A 1,691-nucleotide genomic window follows, 5' to 3' on the forward strand; every position below is an offset into this window, starting at 1 on the left:
TGGACTGCGCATAATAAAAGTGCTTTCCTCAGAAGGCAGTTCGGCCTTTTGAGGAGAGTCATCATGGACAACGAGTTCGCGATACCGCAGCAGACCCGGGTATGGCTGACAGACGGCGTGTTCAAATCCAGCTACCAAGCCTATTCCAGCTATTTGATCGGGCGCGGGTATTCGTCGTGGAGCGTCCGTAAGTATCTGTGCAGCGTCGCGCATTTTGCGCATTGGCTGCGCAAGCGACGCGTCAAACTTAGTCAGATTGATGAAGCGCTGGTACGCCGTTTTCTGGATGACCACTTACCGCGGTGCGACTGCCCATCGCGCACACCACGATGCAGGAACCATGTTGGGCCAGCCTTAAATCGTCTGCTTGTCGTGCTTCGCCAGAGAGCTGACATACCACCTCGGCCCGATTTCACACCCCTTTTGATACAGGAGGAACTCAAGGAGTTTGATGCACATCTTGACCAGGTCTGCGGGCTGGCCGCGTCTACGAGAAGGTTGCGCACGCGCATCGTGCGGATATTCCTGTCGGAGCGATTTGGTGCATCGAGAATCAATATGGCACAGGTCAAGCCGGAACATGTCCATCGATTTGTAGTCAGACACCTCGAAGGATGCAAACCGAGCACAGGCAAAGTACTTGGGATTGCGCTACGGAGCTATTTGCGTTTCCGGGGTATGCACGGAGATCATGTCCGGTGCCTTATTGCCGCGATCCCGCAAATCGCCCAGTGGCGGCTCGCATCGTTGCCAGACACGCTTTCTGAGGTGGAGCTGGAACGCTTTCTCAACGCATTCGATCGCCAATCCGCGATCGGCCGCAGGGACTACGCGATGGCCCGGTGTATGGTCGACCTGGGACTGCGCGCGGGCGAAGTGGCTTCGCTACAGCTGGACGATCTGAACTGGCACGACGGGACGCTACGGTTATCGGCAGGCAAGGCGCGGCGAACAGATGTGCTTCCATTGCCGACACGGACCGGCCGCGCAATTGCTCAATACCTCACTGACGGCCGCCCGGTCTCCGATAGCAGAGCGGTATTTCTCCGGCATGTCGCTCCGCTTACCGAACCCATCGTATCGAGCGTCGTGCGCAACACTGTCCGCGCCGCTCATGCGCGATGCGGTAGCGATCCACGCCGGCGGGGAACTCATGTTCTGCGACACAGCGTAGGGAGCCGACTGGTCCAGGCCGGAGTCCCCATGAAGGAGATCGCGGATATCCTTCGACACCGCTGCCTGGATACTACCGCGATTTACACCACGATCGATCTCAGCAGCCTTGCCAGAGTTGCTCTGCCCTGGCCGGGGAGAACGTCATGAAGCGTTCAGTCAGGATGGTATCGCTCGCCGAGGACTACCTTGCGTCAAGACGTCGCCTCGGTTTTGACTTGCGGTGCACGGGCCGCCGGCTTCTTGACTTTGCCTGCCTTGCCGACCGGAGCGGCCACCAAGGGCCGCTCACCGTAAATATGGCAGCGTCCTGGGCTCGATCTGGACCAGGTCAGGCGCCCTTTACCTGGGCGCGCCGCATTGAGATCGTTCGCCCGTTCGCAAGGTATCTCCAACAATTTGACCCCGCCACCGAAGTTCCTCCTCTTTATCTTTTCGGCCGAGCCCATCGCCGTTTGACACCGCACATCTATGCCGATGAGGAGATCCGGGAACTGCTGGCCGCCGCTTTGACCTTG

1 protein-coding gene and 1 pseudogene are annotated in these 1,691 nt (G+C 58.8%); both read left to right on the forward strand.

All coding sequences use genetic code 11. The features are described 5' to 3' along the window. The first annotated feature begins 63 nt into the window (after nt 1-63). On the forward strand, nt 64-1,323 hold the full coding sequence (locus tag AWB69_RS45055) for a site-specific integrase (RefSeq protein ID WP_156529223.1): 1,260 nt from the start codon (nt 64-66) through the stop codon (nt 1,321-1,323). Further along, nucleotides 1,320-1,691: pseudogene (locus AWB69_RS46790) on the forward strand (tyrosine-type recombinase/integrase); the annotation flags it as partial. The gene AWB69_RS45055 and the pseudogene AWB69_RS46790, both read left to right, overlap by 4 nt.

The organism is Caballeronia udeis (assembly GCF_001544555.2).
Lineage (GTDB): Bacteria > Pseudomonadota > Gammaproteobacteria > Burkholderiales > Burkholderiaceae > Caballeronia > Caballeronia udeis.

Excerpts from the sequence above, each read along its gene's own strand:
- AWB69_RS45055 (WP_156529223.1), top strand. The coding sequence starts at position 64 with ATGGACAACGAGTTCGCGATACCGCAGCAGACCCGGGTATGGCTGACA.